Below are 19,053 nucleotides of genomic sequence, written 5' to 3'. Positions count from 1 at the left end.
AAAGATTATAAAATAACCTATGGCAAGTTCTTGCTTATGGTATTCATTGAAAACTTAATCTTCTCCCCACCGATTTAAGGATTTGCTAACAATTCTTTTGCATGAATCAATGCCGATTCAGTTATATCTTTACCACTTAACATTTCGGCAATTTCCACAATTCTTTCCCCCTCCGTTAAATGTTTTAAATTGGTAGTGGTCATTCCGTTTATTTCTTTTTTAAAGACTTTATAATGATGGGCTCCTTTTGATGCAATTTGAGGTAAATGCGTAATTGAAATCACCTGCATATGTCTACTCATTTGCTGCATAATTGCAGCAATTTTATTGGAAACTTCGCCAGACACTCCGGTATCAATTTCATCAAAAATAATAGTTGGTAACTGTGTATGTTCTGACAATACTTTCTTTACGGATAGCATAATTCTTGACAATTCTCCTCCGGAAGCTACTTTTTTTAACTCCCCAAAATTACCTCCTTTATTCGCCGAAAATAAAAACTCTAATTCATCTTTTCCGTTATAAAAATAGTTAGCTGTTTGTTTAATTTTTATAGAAAAACGAGCATTTTTCATACCTAAATCGGTTAGTAAAAATTGTAATTCTTTCGTTAATTTAGGAGCAGATGATGTTCTATGTTTAGAAATTAATGCAGCAACTTTATCTAGTTTTGTAGAAATGCCTTCAATTTCTTTTTTCTTACTACTGATTGTTTCTTCCGCATTTTCTACTTGACTTACTTTTACTGACAAATCTTCTAAAACGTCTAATAATTCTTGATTGGTATTTACATCATGTTTCTTTTGTAAATTGTAAATCAATTGCAATCGATCATTAATTTCCTCCGCTTCATTCGGGTTGAATTCTACGTTTTCATTCGCATCTTCTAACTCTGTCACAATATCATCCATCTCAATTTTCATACTCGTAACTCTCTTTGAAAGTTCTTGATATTCCGTTGAAAAAGGTGCAATTTTATCCAACCTATTTTCTAAAGTATTTAATAAGTTCTGAATACCAATTTCTTCATTCACAGAAAGTTCTAAAGCTTCGGATAAATTAAGTTTAATATCTTCGATATTGTTCAGTTTTTCTAATTTCTCTTCCAGTAATTCTTGCTCATCAATCTTTAAATTTGCTTCTTCTAACTCGTTAAACAAATGCAAATTATAATCATATTGTTTATTCGCTTCTTTCTGAATAGCTATTAACTTTTGTAATTCTTTCTTATGATGATTTAGCTGCTGAAATCCTCTTCGATAAGAAGCAATCCTATCTTGATTTTTTGCCAAAGAGTCAATCACAGAAAATTGAAAGCTATTATCGGCTAATTGCATGGTTTGATGCTGAGAATGCACATCTACTAATTGCGTTCTTAATTGATTTAAAACCGAAAGTGTAACTGGTGTATCATTTACAAAAGCTCGCGATTTTCCTGATGGTAAAATTTCTCTTCTAATAATGGTTTCAGATTCATAATCTAAATCAACTTCATTAAAAAAATCTTTTAAATTGTAGTTAGCAATAGAAACTTTTGCTTCTACAATACATTTTCTAGACGTATCTTTTAACGAAGATAAATCTGCTCTATTTCCTAAAACCAACCCTAAAGCGCCTAGTAAAATAGATTTTCCTGCACCAGTTTCTCCTGTAATAATGGACAAACCAGCTGAAAAATCAATCGATAATTGATTGATTAATGCGTAATTATTAATGGATAGTTGTGTTAGCAAACTTTCTATATTTTAAGAAATAAAATTAGTGAATTAAATTCAGAAAATTAAAATAAAACACTACTCAATATTTCTCCATTTAGAATTATTATTGGGAGATATTTTTCTTAATTCAGTAGTTAACCGGTTCACATTTTTAGTTCTAGGCCCCTCAGAATAAATATTCACAATTTCATCTGCTTTGGCATCAAAAAAAATTCTTATTAAATAATTACCAACCGTTTTATTAAAAATATTTCCAATTGATAATACACTATTTTCGATAGCTTGCTTACCATATTCTTTGTTTGAGGCAAAATTATCTAATCCTTTTATATGATAATCATACAAAGCATCTCTAAAAACTTTTAATTTAGGTGCTAATAAATTATCGATTAATAAAAAACGATTTTGCTTGCCTACCACATTTTGCCAAGAAGCTAAACCACTCTGCTGCGCTTGTAACATTACATTTTGCGCTTCTTTTAGCTCGGTTTCACCTCCGTATTTAGAAAAAGTATCTGCATCTACACCTAAAATAGTGTATACATAAAATGCAATGGTAGAAATTAAATTGCTATCAAAAGAGTTTCTGTTATAAATTAAAGGGTCAAATTCGTTGTATTTAAAATTAAACTCATTGTCTTTTAAATTTAAAATTGGCGTTGAATAACTAGAACCATAAACAGGTCTTGTAGATTGCACCTGTAAAGTTGCGGTAAATGTATTATTATCTCTAGAGGTAATGATAATATTCATAACACAATCAACTCGTTCCTCTGTTTGTACAACTCTATTTGTCCATTTTTTTTGGTTGATAAATTCTGTTAAAGCAGTTTCTAAAGTTTCAAAAACTTGCCTATTAGAACCGGCAATTTGGTCAAAATTTACGTTTACCAAACAATTGATTTCTTGAGATTTTAAATTGTTGGTTATTAAAAAAAATGTAACTAGAAAAACAAGTGTACGCATCTTATATTTTTTATATTTTTCTGTTTAGTTGAGCCAGTAGAGACTTAACTATATACCTCTCGAGAACTGCATTTATTACTTTCATCAAAAAATATTCTTATTTCAGTAATGATGCCAAAGGAGACAAGAAATATTTAAATCATTTTAAGTAGAATTTCGTCGAGAATATCTTTTGCTACCTCTATTTTAGATTTCAATTCAAATGATTTTTCTTCAAAATCTTTATCTATAAAAGTAATTTTATTTGTGTTTGTCGCAAAACCAGCTCCTTTATCCTGTAAAGAATTCAACACAATGGCATCTAAATTTTTGCGTTTAATTTTACTTTTTGCATTTTCTATTTCATTATTCGTTTCTAATGCGAAGCCCACTAAAAACTGATGTTTCTTTATGAGTCCAAGAGAAGCCAAAATATCTTTTGTGGGTTCTAACTCCATACTTAACGTTGCATCCTTCTTTTTTATTTTCTGATCAGCAATATTTTTAGGTTTATAATCAGCCACGGCCGCAGCTAAAATAGCGATATCTATATCTTTAAAATATTTATGTGCCGCTGTATACATTTGCTCTGCTGAAACCACGTCAATTCTATGAACAAAAGAATGTTTTATTTGTTGCTGACTTGGTCCTGAAATTAAATAGACTTCTGCTCCTAAATTAGCCGCTACATTTGCAATTGAAAAACCCATTTTTCCTGAAGAATGATTGCCAATAAAACGAACAGGATCAATAGCTTCATAGGTTGGCCCTGCAGTGATTAATACTTTTTTACCGCGCAATGGTAATTTTGATATAATGTCACTTTCTATAAAGGATACAATATCTTGGGGTTCTGCCATTCTTCCTTCACCAACCAAACCACTTGCCAATTCGCCTGAAGTTGCAGGAATTAATATATTTTTAAAAGATTGTAATTTGGTTAAACTTTCTTTAGTTGATGGATGTTTGTACATATCTAAATCCATGGCTGGAGCAAAATAAACAGGACATTTTGCCGATAAGTAGGTAGCTAATAATAAATTATTACAAGTACCATTTGCCATATTAGAAAGTGTATTGGCTGTAGCTGGCGCAATTAAAAAATAATCTGCCCATAAACCTAAATCTACATGATTGTTCCATAATTCATTCTCCTCTTCCTTGTCATAAAAAGTTGAATGTACTGGGTTTTTAGAAAGTGTAGAAAGTGTAAGAGGTGTTATAAAATCTTTAGACGCAGGCGTCATAATTACTTTGACTTCTGCGTCTAATTTTATAAATAAACGAACTAAACTAGCCGTTTTGTATGCAGCAATTCCAGCAGTAATGCCTAAAAGGATTTTTTTACCACTTAAAACAGACATTATTCCGTTTCTGGATTTCTAAAATAAACTTTACCATTTAACCATTCGCTAACAGCAATAGCCGTTGGCTTTGGTAAACGCTCATAAAATTTAGATACTTCTATTTGTTCTTTATTTTCAAAAACTTCTTCCAAACTATCGTTGTAAGTCGCAAATTCATCTAATTTATCAACCAATTCTTTTTTTAAATCAGCATTTATTTGATCAGCTCTTTTGGCAATAATTGAAATTGCCTCATAAATATTTTGAGTGGGAGCTTCAATCTCATTCCTATTATACGTAACTGTACTGATTGCTGCTTCTGTATCTTTATAATCCATAATTTGTAATTTCTATTGAGAATCCTCTTTTAATAATTCCTTATTTTTGGCAATAATTTCATTCAATCTAATTTCTTCTTTTTGAAGCACTTCTAACATTTCATTACATTCTTCCATGAATTTAGATTCAGGATAGTTTCTTTTTAATTTGTCATACGCTTCAATGGCAACCTTTATTCTTTCTGATTTTCTTCTATCCGTACTTTTTAATTCAAAATCATAAGCCGCTTTAAATCGATAGTATAGAGCTTCTTCTTTAAATTCAGAACCTAAATAGTCTGATAATAAGTTATCAAAAGCTTGTATGGCCGCCTGATAATTTCTTCTATCGTACTCTGCTGTAGTGTAATATACTTTTGCAATTTCAAAATATTTTTTCTGCAATTTATATCTCAGATCTTTATAATGCTGATTTGCTTCTTCAATTTTATCAGAATTAGGGTACATATTTATAAAACTCTGAAAAGCTTCTAATGCTTTTTTTGTATCCGTTGGATCTTTACTAAAAACAGGCGATGCCAATTTATAACTATACGCCGACAAAAATGCTGCTTCTTCATTTTTTGAACTTTTCGGATAATTTTTCATAAAACGATCAAAATAATACCCCGCTAAGGTGTAACTTTTTTCGTTAAAATTAGATTGCGCTACCATAAATTGAATACGCTCCATTTGAGGTTTCCCCTTATAAGCAGGTGTAATTTTCTCAAACAGGCGCAAAGCTTTGGCGTATTTTTTTGTTTCATACAATTTTACGGCCATCTTGTACTTCTCTTCAACAGTACCTTTATTCAGCACTTTTTGATATTCTCCACAAGAATATAATAGTAAACTGAACAATAATAAGAACGCTAAATTTTTCATTTTTTGCATCGGGCAAAATTAGTAATTAATTATGGATAATAAAAGAATTTGTTTTTCTCAAAATAAATCTTTTCAATTTGTTCCAAATCCTTTAAGAGCATGCGCATTTTTAAAAACTTCCTGAGACCATTTTAGGTTGATAATGTCTTGTGACTACATCAAATTATTTTTTGATTCATTGAACTTAAAAAGAATTAACATGGCATTCCTCAAGGTATTTTTTTTTAATAAAAAGTAAGGGAAAAAGAAACGATTTACTAAAATAGTACCTTCTTAAAATGATATGATCCTTAAAACGATTTAAACAACACTAAAATGTGCGTCGCAATAATCAACAAAAAAGACTTAAAAAGATGCTAAATTGAACCTAAAAGTTTGTTAAGATTCATTTTGGTTTGCAATCTCTGATGAATCATTTTTAATGCTTCTTTTAAAAATCTGAAACAAACTTCCTTATTTTTGTCTCTAATTCAGCACTTGCTTTTACCAAAGGCAAACGCACATCATTTTTACAAATGCCCAATTCTTGTAAAACAGTTTTGATTCCGGCAGGGTTATTTTCTTCAAAAATATAATCAATAACATCCATCATTTTATAATGAATTTGATACGCTTCTCTATTTTTACCGTCTAAACCAAGTTGAATCATTTTAGAAAACTCTTTAGGAAAAGCTTGTCCAATAACCGAAATAACTCCAGAACCACCCGCCAAAGTAACTCCTAAAGCCAAATCATCATCTCCAGAGATAATTAAAAAATCATCAGGTTTGTCCTTTAATAAAGTATAATATTGTTGCTGATTATTTCCTGCTTCTTTGATAGCCACAATATTTTTAAAATCTTTTGCCAATCGCAACGTAGTTGCTGGCTCCATATTTTTAGCAGTTCTTCCAGGAACATTGTATAAAATTATGGGCAAGGTTGTTGCTTCTGCGATGGCTTTGTAATGTTGATAAAAACCTTCTTGGGTTGGCTTACAATAATACGGAGCAACTGATAAAATTCCATCTATTTCAGATACATCTCTCGTTTGTAACTCTTTCACAACTTCTAAGGTATTGTTACCTCCAATACCCAAAACTAAAGGTAAACGTTTGTTATTTGTTTGTACAATAATATCGATAATTAGTTGTTTTTCTTCTTTAGAAATAGTACCGCTTTCACCTGTTGTACCGTTGATTACTAAATAATTAGTACCATTTTCTATATTGAAGTTTACCAATTTTATAAGTGCATCAACATCTACCGTTAAATCATTTTTAAACGGAGTTATTAAAGCAACGCCTGTACCAATAAATTTTTGCATTATTTTTTTAATTTTTTAGAAAGTCAAAATTACAATAATCAAATTGAATCCTTAATTAAAAATTGACTTCTCATTAAGAATACACAAATTTTTATAGGAAGTTTAATTTTTCAGTTTTTGTAAAACCAGTAAGTATTTTTTTAATTCTGAAAGAAAACTCTCTACTTTATTCGGAGATTCTGCAATTTCTAAATCATATAAACCCTGATTTACTTTTGCAAAACCCACTTTAAATTTAGCCTTTGACCTTAAAACCGCATTTTCTAAATACAAATTATTTTTATTAAAATACCCGATTAACAAATCAAAAGGTTCCTCTATAAAATCTTTAAAAGGGCCTTTTTTAGGTTCTCCTTTCCAATTAAAATCTTTTTCTGTATAGTATTTATAGGAACGAACCTGATTTTTACTAAAAGGTCGATACCGATAAGTTCTCATATTGCCGATATCTAATATTTTTTCTGCTTCCTCCTGAATATGTATGATTTTAGAAAGCTCAACAGGTATAAGTATTGCTACCGTAAAAACCTCATCATTAGAGACTACCCTATTCTGCTCATTTTCTAGCAGTAATTTATGAAATCGCTTTTTAATAAAAGATTTTTTCAAGCTAGTAATTTTTAATTCCTTTTAACATCTACAAAAATGCTACTATTTATTTTAATCTACTTCTATCCAATAAATTGACTTAAATTCTTCTGGCATCGCTAAAATTACCATCAGAAATTAAAATTTACTTTTTAATGGAAGTAATTCTTTTACTCCCATTTTAACTTCAATTATAACTTTCTTCTATTATCTTCAGATTGTGTATCAATTAATTTATTATAAGGATCTACCCCTACTTCTATTGGTTTTTGATCAACAATAAGGGTAATTTTATTGTGGATTTCAGTTATTTTATATTTCTTCAAAAATAATTCTATTTCCTTTTTTTCACCATCAACTTCCTCTACACCGAAAATACCAATATCAATATAGTCCGCTAAAGGAACAGATAAAATTGGGTTTTTCATCTTATCTGTTTTATAAGATAAGGTATCACCTACTTTTTCACCGTAATACTTTTTACCTTTTTCGTCATTTCTATATTTAGAAACTTCAAACTCAATATCTACTTGGTATTTTCCGTTCTCTAATTTGGTGCTTTTAGCTTCTACAATTCTATTTTTATACAAGGTAATGGTTTCAAACATGTCTTTAATCACATACTGCAAAGAATCTGGCGTAACTTCTTTTATATAATCCACCATTTCTATGGATGTTGTATACGGTGGTTCTTGGAACTGTACTTTTTCCACGTATTTTTTAAAAGCACCATTTAACTTTTCTTCGCCAATATAATCGCTTATGGCATACATCACTAAAGATCCTTTTTGATAATGAATGTACCCTTGCCCATCATTGAACATCAGGGGTTTTTCTCTTTTAGATTCAAACGTTCGCTGCATCAAATAACCATCTAAAGCTTTCTTTAGAAAAGTACGCATTTTTGCTTTTCCATTTTGATGCTCTAACACTTTTAAAGCAACATATTCAGACATACTTTCAGATAACATGGTTGCACCCAAAACATCTGCGCCAATTACTTGATGCGCCCACCATTGATGTGCCACTTCATGCACCGTAATTGCAAAAGGATAATCTACGCCTTCATCATTTTCATCATCTACATCTGCTATAAAACCGGCATCTCCAGCAAACGGAATTGTATTGGCAAAAGCCTGTGCAAAACTGCCACTTGGAAACTCTACAATTCTTAATTGTCGATGCTGATAAGGGCTAAAATTCTTTGCACTATAAGTCAAAGAAGCTTTCATACCTTTCATCATTCTATCTAAATTATAGTGATGAGGTTTATGGTAGTAAATTTCTAAACTAATACCATTCCATAGTTCTTTTTTAACTTCATATCTGGCAGAATTGAAGGCGTAAAAGTTTAAAATTTTACTATCCATTTTATAATGGAAATATTTACGATCATCTTCCATCCATTCTTTTTGCAAATATCCAGGTGCAATTGCAATTTGGTCTTTAGAGGTAGATACGGTCGCTTCAAAATCAATCCAATCTGAATCTTTTGAAATATAAGTGTTTCCTAAAGCAGTAGAATCTGATGGATGTGGACGTAAATTATTTGGAGGTAAGTCGTATTTTTTACGCGTCTTATTATCTGTTAATTCTCCTCTAGCTACATATCCTAAATTAGGAAACATAGACGAGTTTCTAATAAATGTGCCGTTTTCTATAATGGGAGATTTACGCTGAAATGTAGTATTTTCATCACTTTTTACATGAATAGTAAGTTGCAAAGTATCTCCTGGCAGAATTTTTTTATCAAACTTATAAATATCAAAATTAAGTATAGTATCTTCTAAAACTATTGTATTTGATTTATTAAACTCAAAGGTATTTTCTAGTGAATTATGATTTAAGAAAATACTATCAATAGCTTCGTCTGTTTTATTGACCATTGTGTAAATTGCGCTCGCTTTGTAGGTTTTTTTCTTCGGATAAAGATGCACATCTGCATTTACAGCAACAATTCTTGGTTGTTTATAGGTTTCGTATTTTTTATAGTTTTTTTCCCATTTCACCGCATTTAATTCGGCTTGTTTAGAAGACGAAAACTCATTATCAGATTTTGTTTCTAAATAAATAGTAACTCCTAAAGTTAAAAAGGCTGCAAGAATAACGCCTAAACTAACTATTTTAGGTTTTGTAAAACGCTGTTTTGCTATAGAAATTCGCTCTGCAAAAGAATTTGGCAAACCTCTAACCCACATTACAATACTTAAAATTAACAACACCGTTCCTCCTAAAACCCAGTAGATTTTATACCACAAATACCTTGACAAAGCAGAACCGTAGCCATTCATATCGGTATAGCTATAACCTGATCCTTGGTTGTATTTAAAAACATCTAATTCGATACCTATAAATGATAATAATGGTGTTACGATGGTTATTAGCAATAAAATAAAAAATCCTAAATATTGATTTTTAACCAAGGTTTGAATAAAAATTGCCAAAAATGCCCAAATTAAATAGTTCAAGAATTTTAAACCATACAATTCTTTTAAATAATGACCGATTTCAAAATCGTAATATCCGTTATATGCCTGAAACGACATACCAGCAACCATAATAACTGTTAATAAAATAATTTGCATTTTTAACAAAGCAATTAGTTTAGAGAACAGTAAAGTCCAATTTGGTATGGGTGTACTATCTATTAAATAATTCATTTTAGCAGTGTTAGCCCTTTCTACTAAAATTCCTGCGTATAAAAAAGTACATAAATTAATGATCAAACTACTAAAAACATTTCCACCAAGCAGCATTAACCATGTTACAGGAAGTGTTTTAGTTCCCGAAATTTCACCAACCGTAAATAAGGCTCCTACTAAAAGTAAGATACCGACTACTAGAATACTGATAAAAGGTAAGCTCTTAAAAATAAATTTAAAATCGATGTTCGATAATTTCCACATCGTTTTTAAATTCTGTAAAAAAGAGTAATTATGTGTTACTTTTGGTAAGGTAATTCTAGTAATTCCGCTAAAATTCCTTTTGGTAACTCGTTCTCCTTTCGATTTTCTAAAAGAAATAGAAATCGCATTCTGACCGAATTTAAAATATTTATATACCAAGCCAAAAATTAATGAGGAAATAGCCAGCCATACCAACCTGTTGTAAATAATAAGCTCTTTAATAGGTATTTGCAATTCGTTTTGTTCAGAAACCGTCCAATATTTCGTGTAATATGAAGATGCTGAAGAACCAAAAGGATCTAATATTGCCAACAACTTTGCTTGCTCTGGGTCTGAAAAAATAGTGGCAACAGCTCCTTGCGCAAAAAATAAAATAATCACCGTAATAAAACCTGCAGCTATATTTCTTGAAAATGTAACTACGGCAAAAACAACGGCTCCAAAAAATAAGACGTTTGGTAAAATATAAACGAAATAGGTTTGTAGGTAAGTCATGATATTAAAATCACCTACAATTTCTGAATTGGTTCCTGGAAATCTAAAACCGATGATCATTCCCACAGCGATCACTAAAACAACCATAGAAACTACAGCAACACCACTAAAAAATTTAGCAAATAAATAATTGGTTTTTGTAAAAGGATAGGAATATAAAATGGTGTGCATTTCACTTTTAAAATCTCTGTAAATTGAGACACCAATTATTGATGGAAATAAGAAAAACACCAAAATAGTTAAGCTATTAAACAAACCAACAACGCCAATAGGCGAATTTACAATTCTAGAAGAACCTGTTGTGCCAATAATTCCGTCCCAAATACCCGCAGATGTTGCCGCTAAAAAAAATGAAATCAATAAAAATATGGCAATATAAATGTAAAAAACAGGTTTGTGAAACCAGTATTTTAATTCTTGTTTAAAAATAGTTAAAAACATAAAATAGTATTAAATAGTGTAGGTAAAATAGTAGAAGCTAAAAATTTATTGAGAATTGAAATTTATATTTCAACCTTTGAACTTTCAACTTTTAATTTTAATTCTAAACCAATTCTGGTTCATCTTGTTTTAAAGCGATAAAATAAACATCATCTAATTGTGGTGTTGCAGCAACAAATTCTTCCGAAGGTTTTACAGAAGCATGCACTCTAATATTTAAAGTATTGTCTTGATTGTAGTTTGATGATAAAATTTCATACATTTTTTCTTCTTGTTCCAAATCTTCTCTTTGAATAATTTTAGTCCAAATTTTACCTTCTAATTCTTTTGTAGCGTTTTGCGGTGTTGTATGTTTCAAAATTTTACCACCATTTAAAATAGCCATTTCATTACACAATTCTTTTACATCTTCTACAATATGCGTAGAGAAAATTACGGTACAATTGGTACCCACTTCTCTTAAAACATTTAAAAAACGATGTCTTTCAGCAGGATCTAAACCAGCAGTGGGTTCATCAACAATAATTAATTTTGGATTATTTAAAAGCAATTGTGCAATACCAAAACGCTGTTTCATTCCGCCAGAATACCCAGCAACATATTTGCGTCTTACCTCATATAAATTAGTGATTTCTAAAACTTCTTTCACAATGGCATTTCTTTCTGTTTTATTAGCAACGCCTTTTAAGGTTGCAAAATAATCTAACAAATCTTCAGCAGACATTTTTGGATAAACCCCAAAAGATTGAGGTAAATAACCCAACACTCTTCGCAAAGACATGTTATCATTTAAAACATCAATATCACCAAAAAAAATAGAACCAGCATCCGGACTTTGTAAAGTGGCAATAGTTCTCATTAATGATGATTTCCCTGCACCATTAGGCCCCAATAAACCAAACATTCCTGTACCAATTTCGATACTCAAATTATCAATTGCTTTTACGCCATTTTTATAGGTCTTGGTTAAGTTTTTAATAACTAGCTTCATTTTTTTTGTTTTAGTTGTTCTCTTATTTTAGTGGCTGTAGATTTTGTAAATTCACCCTCACTAAACTGATTTTCAAAAGTAATATTTAAATAATCATAATCTTCTAAATGCAATAGATTCTTTATGACAGATTTTTTTATAGCTGTTGAATATGTTTTTAGCAAACTATCCGAAACTGACATCAAATCTTCTTTTTGAAATGTTAAATTTAAACCATGTTCTTTCACTCCCATTTTCGAACTCATATGAGTTCCTACTGACATTTTTTGGAAATTAAATTTCTCTTTTAATAGGTTTTCTAAACCGTCTTTACCAATTTTAAAATCCGGATGTAGTGCATTCGGACTATGGGAAGTTTGAAAATTACAACTAAAAAACACAAATAGTACGAGCGTGGCAAAAGTCAATTTTAAATATTTCATGGCTTTAAGTGATTAGTTTAATATTCAGCAATATGTAGATTTTTCATAAAAAATGTTACACTTTTTATGATTAATTTTTAAAAATAGTAGAAAAAACGCTTTATTTTTACAAAACATAAAAAGTATAAATACATAAACTAAATATTTCATGTCAAAAAAAACAATTTTAAATAAAGAATCGTTAACATTTTTAGAAAAGTACCTAAATAATGCTGCACCCACTGGCTATGAATGGGAAGGGCAAAAAATTTGGATGGAGTATTTAAAACCCTATGTAGATACTTTTATCACAGATACCTATGGCTCTGCAGTTGGTGTAATCAATCCAGATGCAAAATACAAAGTGGTTATTGAAGGGCATGCCGATGAAATTTCTTGGTATGTTAATTATATTTCGGATAATGGTTTAATTTATGTGATTAGAAACGGAGGTTCAGATCATCAAATTGCTCCCAGTAAAATTGTGAATATTCACACCAAAAGCGGCATTGTAAAAGGTGTTTTTGGATGGCCAGCAATTCATACCAGAGACAAAGCAAAAGAAGAAGCGCCAAAACCTGATAATATTTTTATTGATACAGGTTGCGCCACAAAAGAAGAAGTTGAAGCTTTAGACATTCATGTAGGTTGCGTAATTACCTATCCCGATGAGTTTCATATTTTAAATGGCGATAAATTTGTCTGTAGAGCTTTAGACAATAGAATGGGAGGTTTTATGATTGCTGAAGTAGCGCGTTTACTCAAAGAAAATAAGAAAGAATTGCCTTTTGGATTGTACATTACAAACTCAGTACAAGAGGAAATTGGCCTACGTGGTGCGGAAATGATTACCCAAACTATTAAGCCCAATGTCGCCATTGTTACCGACGTAACTCATGACACCACGACCCCAATGATCGAAGTAAAAAAAGCAGGTTTTTTAGAACTTGGAAAAGGTCCTGTGGTTGCTTATGCACCAGCCGTGCAACAAAAATTACGCGATTTAATTATAGAAACAGCGCAAATTAATAATATTCCTTTTCAGCGTTCTGCCCTATCTAGAGCAACCGGAACAGATACAGATGCTTTTGCTTATAGCAATGGCGGCGTAGCTTCCGCATTAATTTCTTTGCCGTTGCGTTATATGCATACTACCGTAGAAATGGTGCACAGAGATGATGTTGAAAATGTTATTAAAATGATTTATGAAACCTTGTTAAAGATGAAAGAAGGAGACACTTTTTCTTATTTTGAATAAGACATGATCATCCTGTCAGTTCGAATGAATTTTATAGGACGAAAAATTTGGATCGAGAACTTCTTAATACAAAAGCCTAAAAGTTCTCGATACAATTTTTATGTACATGAACATTTCAATAAAAATCACTCGAACTAACATTTTGTAAATCAATAAATAATGAAACTACTAAACCAAAGTCATCTATTTAGTATTCCAGAAGAAATAACTTACTTAAATATTGCTAGTCAATCTCCAAGCTTTAAGGCCGTTGAAAAAGCTGGAATTGAAGGTGTTTTAGAAAAAAGTAATCCTTATAAAATTTTTGAAGACAGTTATTTTGAACCAGTAATAGCACTCAAAAAACTATTTGCTAATTTAATTGATGCCGATGATTATCATAGAATAGCAAACATTCCTTCTGCTTCTTATGGATTAGCTACTGTTGCCAATAATATTATTTTACAAAAAGATGATGAAATTTTGTTGGTAGAAGAACAGTTTCCAAGTAACTACTATGTTTGGGAAAAATTGGCTCGTAAATTTGAGGCAAAACTGAATATTGTTTCCATGCCTAAAACAAAAGAAAATCGTGGTAAAAAATGGAATGAAGCTATTTTAGAATCCATTTCTGATAAAACAAAAGTAGTTGCTCTTGGAAATATTCATTGGGCAAATGGAACTTTATTTGATGTAAAATCCATTAGAAAAAAAACCAACAAATTCGATGCTTTGTTAATTATTGATGGTAGCCAATCTATTGGAGCTTTACCTTTTTCTGTAAAAGAGATTCAACCAGATGCTTTAATTTGTGCAGGTTACAAATGGCTTTTTGGACCTTATGGATGTGCTTATGGTTACTTTGGAAAATATTTTGATCATGGAAATCCGTTAGAAGAAAACTGGTCTAATCGTTTGAATAGCGAAAAAATGGCGGGTTTAACTTCTTATGAACCCCATTATAAACCTTTAGCAAATAGATATTCTGTAGGTGAACATGCTAGTTTTATTCATGTAAAAATGCAAATTGCAGGCATTGAACAAGTCCTAGAATGGACACCAAAAGCAATTCAAAATTATTGCAAAGAAATTACTTCTGAAGCGGTTTTGATTTTAAAAGAAAATGGTTGTTTTATTGAGGATGCTAATTTTAGAACGCATCATTTATTTGGTGTTGAATTACCAAAAGGATTAGATATTGGATTCCTGAAATCGAAATTAAAAGAATCTACTATTTTTATTTCTTTTCGTGGAAATTACATTCGGCTTTCTTGTCATGTGTATAACACAAAAGAAGATTTTAAAAAATTAACGGATTGTATTTTAGCTTGTTTACATTAATCTAAAAGACCTCATCGGTTTTAAAAACCTGTGAGGTATAATTTTTGAAAAATAATGGACGAATTAATTGACATATTAACTCCAGAAGGAAAACCAACAGGAAAAACTGCTTTAAAATCTGAAGCGCATAAAAATGGTTGGTTCCATGCAACAGTGCATATTTGGTTCTTTACTTCGGATGAAAAAATACTGCTTCAAAAAAGAGCAATGTCTAAAAAGGTGTTTCCGGGCTTATGGGATATTTCTGTGGCAGGACACATCGCGGCGGGAGAAGCAATTTTAACATCTGCAAAACGAGAGGTTTTTGAGGAAATTGGCTTAGAAATACAAGAAGAAGATTTCATTAAAATCGGAACAAGAATTCATCAGGTTTCTCATAAAAACGGAATTCAAGATAACGAACATCATCATGTTTTTATCACAGAGTTAAAAGTTCCTTTATCAGAATTAACTGTTCAAACTGAAGAAGTAGAAGCAATTAAATTATTCAATTTAGATATTCTTAAAAACACTAAAAAATATGAAAATGTTTTACTTTCGAGATTTCATGAATATTATGTTTCCGTTTATGATAAAATTAACATCCTTTTAAAATTACAAAAAAATGAAAAAAAATAAAGTTTTAAATTTATTTGGAGAAAAGAAAATCATCCAAAATACGGGGGTTAAATATTCTAGCCTTTTAGAACAATTTATGGAACCTTTTACAAAATATTTTGATAACGACAAGTTTTTTAAATATCAAGATATTTTTGAATTTGCCATAAACGCTTGGAATTTTGGAAACATGGCCTCTATTGTTGATTCTTCATCAGAGCTTGAGAATATGACATCATTACTTAAAAATGATAATTTCAACTATCATTTATTAAAAAAGATGATGGATTATAAAGTTTCAAATTTTAAAGAGTTTACAAATTTTATAGTTGACTATGAGTTTGATGAAAAAAAAGGCTATCCAGTTTTAAGGGTCCTAACTCAACCAGAAAATATTTATATGGCTAAAATGCTACAGGAAGCATCTGACATAGAAAGTCATGAAGATGATTTTGAAGAGAATTACATAAACAGCTATGCAATTTCTTTAAAACCCTTGCAACCTTTTATAGACTGAGTCAATAGTCTTTATCCCAACAATCCAATTGACGAATCTACACTAGAGGAAGTTAATATTTATTTAATAAATAAGGATATTTCAGACATACATGCTCATTTAAAAAAGAAATTTGATCTTTATTTTAAGATGGAATTAGAGGAATGGTATTCTATTAAAAAAGAATGGCCAAAAAGAAGAAATTACAAAATGTTTAAAGAATGGTTTCACATAGACATTTCTACTGCTGTTTATGATTTAGAAAAAAAGCCTGTTTCTAAAATGGTTGAATAGATTATTTTATTAACCGAGATTTGTGCTTATTGCCCAATTGGTTTTTCAAAAAAAGAATCTGATAATTTGGCCTCACTGATGAATGGCAACGTAAATTCCGTTGCAGGTTTTTCTGGCTCTGTAGGAAATCCTTTTTCATCCATTTTATACCAAGTAATTTCTTTGGGTAAGAGCAATCCATTTGTGCTCTGCCATGTAGTATATTTTATCATATGGTAATCATGATTAGATTCTTTCGAATTAAAAGTAACTGTATAAGCGAGCCATTCCATTTGATAATTTTTTGGATGGTAATACAAAATATAATTATCATCAGGTGAAGTCCCTATATTGGCTTGATAAGAAATTTTATATCCTGGATACTTTGTTCCTTCAAAAACTAAATCAGCTACTTTTTCATAGATAATGCCATCGTCTGCCAACACAAAAGGCATTGCATAAAAATAGAAATACAAATTGTAATAAAAATCTTTATTCCCTTTAAAGGAATCAGAATTCTCTACATCTAACCAAATTTCTTCCCCATCGAAACCCAATGAATATTTTGGAGAATTAATGACTATTTTACGCGAATGCAAATCAGCAGTATGCACCTCTTCACCTTTATTAAATGACAATATTTGTGCTTTTCTCCAAAGGTCTATACCCCCATGCTTTTCAAATACCTTTCCTAATTTTAGGGGAAAACTCTCGTTTTTAACTCCATTTTTGCAAGAAGCTACACACCCTAGAATGAACAATAAAAGTATTTTTTTCATGTTTTTATTTTTTAAAACTTCTAACACTTTTTTTTTGATGATGAAAACAAATAGTATTTATCATTTAAAATTACAGTGATAAAACAACAAAATACAACTATTAAATTTTTGATTGATAAGTATATAAATCAAAATACCTGCCTTTTGCTTCAATTAGCTCGTCGTGTGTTCCTCTTTCTGCAATACTTCCGGCTTCGATGACTAAAATTTGATCTGCTTGTTTTATGGTACTCAATCTGTGCGCAATCACAATGGTAGTTCTATCTTTTACCAATTCTGATAAACTTTTCTGAATTAAAGACTCACTTTCCGTATCTAAACTAGAGGTTGCTTCATCTAAAATAATAATTTTTGGATCCGCCAAAATTGCTCTCGCAATTGCCAAACGTTGGCGTTGACCTCCAGAAAGCTTTACACCTCTTTCTCCAATTAAAGTATCTAAGCCATCCTCAAAACGATCTGTAAATTCATTTACATATGCCGCCTTCACAGCATTTTGTAATTCCTTTTCAGTTGCATTAGGTCTTGGGAATAAAATATTTTCTTTGATCGTTCCTTCAAACAAAAACTCATCTTGTAAAACAACCCCTAAATGTTTACGATAACTAGACAATTTCACTTTAGACATATCTTGATTGTCAATAGTAATGGTGCCAGATTTCGGATTCAAAAAGGTTGCGGACAAACCTGCTATGGTAGATTTTCCTGAGCCAGAACTACCAACCAATGCTGTTACAGAACCTGCAGCAACTTGAAAATTAATGTTATTTAAGACCTCTTTGCCTTCTTTATAAGCAAAAGAAACATCATCAAAAATAATTTCTCCCTTTACATCCTTTAAAACAATGGTTCTGTTTTCGTTATCTTCTTCGGCAGACATGTTCATTAACTCTTCGGTGCGGTCTAAACCCGCTAACGCCTCTGTTAATTGACTACCAATATTACTCATTTGAACAATGGGCGCAATCATAAAACCGAGCAATAAAGTAAACGAAAGAAAATCTCCAACAGTCAGCTCTCCAGTCATTATTTTATAACCTCCAATTCCCATTATGGCCGTAGAAGCAACTCCTAATAAAAAAGTAGAGGAACTTGTCATAAGTGCGGTTGCCGTTAAACTCTTTTTTACATTCTGAAATAATTTTTCTACCCCTTTTTCAAAAACCTCATTTTCTTGGGCTTCTGCATTAAAAGCTTTAATAACTCGAACTCCCGACAATGTTTCCACCAACCTTCCGTTCACCTCTGCATTGATAACTCCTCTATTTCTAAATATCGGGCGAATATATTTAAATGCTTTTAACGCCAAAACTCCAAAAACGGCAACAGGAACTAAAACAAAAAAGGTCATAGAAGGACTAATTCCGATTAATAAAACCATAGAAATTACAGCTGTAATCGTCCCACCAACAAGCTGAACCAAACCCGTTCCTATTAAATTCCGAACCCCTTCAACATCATTCATAATTCTAGAAACCAAAGCTCCAGATTTGGTGTTATCAAAAAAACTAATCGGCAAAGACAATACTTTCTTTTGTACTTGAGCTCTTAATTCTGATATCAAAAATTGTGCTTGTACACTTAAAATTCTGGTTAATAAAAAAGATGTAATTGATTGCACCAAAATTGCCAACCCAACAATCAATAATAAACTATATAATTGATTAAAATCTTTATTCGGAATTACATCATCTAACAAAGTTTTACTTTTCCATGGCAAAACCAAACCAGACAATCTACTTAAAACAATTAATATCAAACCGATAAAAACTAGCTTTCGTTTTGGCCATATAATCGTTTTAAACGCTTTTAAAATAGAAACCTTTGGCTTGTTAGTATCGGTAAATGATTTTTTTTGATGTTGCATAAATTGAAGTGAAATATTTTTTCAAAAATAGTCAATTAATATGCCATAGCATACAACATGACATTTTAGCAAAAACAGGAAATAAACCTATACTAAATAGGTAGCTTTTTTTTTTGATAGAGAA

The 19,053-nt window shown here is 30.8% G+C and carries 17 protein-coding genes; 5 read left to right on the top strand and 12 right to left on the bottom strand.

Annotation, left to right across the window (positions count from 1 at the left end):
• Nucleotides 1-74: 74 nt before the first annotated feature.
• From recN to K8354_RS04115, 10 genes are all read right to left on the bottom strand, one after another.
• Nucleotides 75-1,733, bottom strand: coding sequence for a DNA repair protein RecN (gene recN, locus K8354_RS04160; protein WP_223445613.1), 1,659 nt, complete (start codon nt 1,731-1,733; stop codon nt 75-77).
• Nucleotides 1,734-1,793: 60 nt separating this feature from the next.
• On the bottom strand, nt 1,794-2,684 hold the full coding sequence (gene porD / locus K8354_RS04155) for a type IX secretion system protein PorD (protein WP_223445610.1): 891 nt from the start codon (nt 2,682-2,684) through the stop codon (nt 1,794-1,796).
• Nucleotides 2,685-2,818: 134 nt separating this feature from the next.
• Nucleotides 2,819-4,027, bottom strand: a complete 1,209-nt coding sequence (gene coaBC / locus K8354_RS04150) for a bifunctional phosphopantothenoylcysteine decarboxylase/phosphopantothenate--cysteine ligase CoaBC (protein WP_223445608.1) — start codon at nt 4,025-4,027, stop codon at nt 2,819-2,821.
• Complete coding sequence (locus K8354_RS04145; protein ID WP_223445606.1) at nt 4,027-4,347, bottom strand: DNA-directed RNA polymerase subunit omega; 321 nt, start codon at nt 4,345-4,347, stop codon at nt 4,027-4,029. Before K8354_RS04145 ends, coaBC begins: the two co-directional genes overlap by 1 nt.
• Nucleotides 4,348-4,359: 12 nt before the next feature.
• Entirely contained in the window at nt 4,360-5,211 is an 852-nt protein-coding gene (locus K8354_RS04140) for an outer membrane protein assembly factor BamD (RefSeq protein WP_223445605.1), read from the bottom strand.
• A gap of 430 nt (nt 5,212-5,641) precedes the next feature.
• On the bottom strand, nt 5,642-6,517 hold the full coding sequence (dapA, locus tag K8354_RS04135; protein WP_223445604.1) for a 4-hydroxy-tetrahydrodipicolinate synthase: 876 nt from the start codon (nt 6,515-6,517) through the stop codon (nt 5,642-5,644).
• Between the two features lie 102 nt (nt 6,518-6,619).
• Entirely contained in the window at nt 6,620-7,126 is a 507-nt protein-coding gene (locus K8354_RS04130; RefSeq protein WP_223445603.1) for a DUF6913 domain-containing protein, read from the bottom strand.
• 170 nt (nt 7,127-7,296) lie between these two features.
• Complete coding sequence (locus K8354_RS04125) at nt 7,297-10,947, bottom strand: ABC transporter permease/M1 family aminopeptidase (protein WP_223445602.1); 3,651 nt, start codon at nt 10,945-10,947, stop codon at nt 7,297-7,299.
• A gap of 103 nt (nt 10,948-11,050) precedes the next feature.
• Nucleotides 11,051-11,938, bottom strand: coding sequence for an ABC transporter ATP-binding protein (locus K8354_RS04120; RefSeq protein ID WP_223445601.1), 888 nt, complete (start codon nt 11,936-11,938; stop codon nt 11,051-11,053).
• Nucleotides 11,935-12,360 (bottom strand): hypothetical protein, encoded by a 426-nt coding sequence (locus tag K8354_RS04115; protein WP_223445600.1) that lies wholly within the window; start codon nt 12,358-12,360, stop codon nt 11,935-11,937. Before K8354_RS04115 ends, K8354_RS04120 begins: the two co-directional genes overlap by 4 nt.
• A 148-nt stretch (nt 12,361-12,508) precedes the next feature.
• Between K8354_RS04115 and K8354_RS04110 the strand changes: the two genes are divergently transcribed.
• The 5 genes from K8354_RS04110 (at nt 12,509) to K8354_RS04090 (ending at nt 16,304) form a co-directional block, all read left to right on the top strand.
• The gene (locus tag K8354_RS04110; protein ID WP_223445599.1) at nt 12,509-13,597 is read left to right on the top strand and encodes a M42 family metallopeptidase; all 1,089 of its coding nucleotides are present in this window, start codon (nt 12,509-12,511) and stop codon (nt 13,595-13,597) included.
• 159 nt (nt 13,598-13,756) lie between these two features.
• Nucleotides 13,757-14,917 (top strand): aminotransferase class V-fold PLP-dependent enzyme, encoded by a 1,161-nt coding sequence (locus K8354_RS04105; protein ID WP_223445598.1) that lies wholly within the window; start codon nt 13,757-13,759, stop codon nt 14,915-14,917.
• Nucleotides 14,918-14,971: 54 nt separating this feature from the next.
• On the top strand, nt 14,972-15,535 hold the full coding sequence (locus K8354_RS04100) for an NUDIX hydrolase (protein ID WP_223445597.1): 564 nt from the start codon (nt 14,972-14,974) through the stop codon (nt 15,533-15,535).
• Complete coding sequence (locus K8354_RS04095) at nt 15,522-16,031, top strand: hypothetical protein (protein ID WP_223445596.1); 510 nt, start codon at nt 15,522-15,524, stop codon at nt 16,029-16,031. Before K8354_RS04100 ends, K8354_RS04095 begins: the two co-directional genes overlap by 14 nt.
• Nucleotides 16,032-16,160: 129 nt before the next feature.
• Entirely contained in the window at nt 16,161-16,304 is a 144-nt protein-coding gene (locus tag K8354_RS04090) for a hypothetical protein (protein WP_223445595.1), read from the top strand.
• Between the two features lie 26 nt (nt 16,305-16,330).
• Here K8354_RS04090 and K8354_RS04085 read toward each other — a convergent pair whose 3' ends face one another.
• Both K8354_RS04085 and K8354_RS04080 read right to left on the bottom strand, forming a co-directional pair.
• The gene (locus tag K8354_RS04085; RefSeq protein WP_223445594.1) at nt 16,331-17,062 is read right to left on the bottom strand and encodes a DUF6503 family protein; all 732 of its coding nucleotides are present in this window, start codon (nt 17,060-17,062) and stop codon (nt 16,331-16,333) included.
• 100 nt (nt 17,063-17,162) lie between these two features.
• On the bottom strand, nt 17,163-18,929 hold the full coding sequence (locus tag K8354_RS04080) for an ABC transporter ATP-binding protein (RefSeq protein ID WP_223445592.1): 1,767 nt from the start codon (nt 18,927-18,929) through the stop codon (nt 17,163-17,165).
• Nucleotides 18,930-19,053 lie beyond the last annotated feature (124 nt).

It is taken from the genome of Polaribacter litorisediminis (assembly GCF_019968605.1).
Taxonomy (GTDB): Bacteria; Bacteroidota; Bacteroidia; order Flavobacteriales; family Flavobacteriaceae; genus Polaribacter; species Polaribacter litorisediminis.
Note: the sequence above shows the minus strand (reverse complement) of the source record. Positions and strands in the feature narration are given on the sequence as shown.